We start from the raw sequence: 274 nt of genomic DNA on the forward strand, positions 1-274 counted from the left end.
CCATTTCCCTTCATGATTTACTGGTTGAACCTTTGTTAAATCAAGGTATTTACCTGATTCTTTATCAATCACAAGTGCTTCTTTATCAATGGATAACCATAGCTTTTTTACAATATCTACAAATTCCTCTGCACGTTCATAGCGTTCTGCATGAGGAATATGTTTATCTCTGCCAAACAAAGGCGCTTCTTTTTCACTGCTAGATGTGACAACATTCCAAGCAGCTCGCCCCTTTGATAGATGGTCAATGCCAATAACTTTTCGAGCTAATTGG

Annotated in this window: 1 protein-coding gene; it reads right to left on the minus strand. The window is 38.0% G+C overall.

Annotated elements, in window-relative coordinates; all coding sequences use genetic code 11:
- A partial coding sequence (locus tag SB764_RS40120) for an LLM class flavin-dependent oxidoreductase (RefSeq protein WP_410866768.1) occupies window positions 1-274 on the minus strand: 274 nt, incomplete at both ends.

The sequence above is a fragment of the Paraburkholderia sp. SIMBA_027 genome, from assembly GCF_046535315.1.
Lineage (GTDB): Bacteria > Pseudomonadota > Gammaproteobacteria > Burkholderiales > Burkholderiaceae > Paraburkholderia > Paraburkholderia tropica.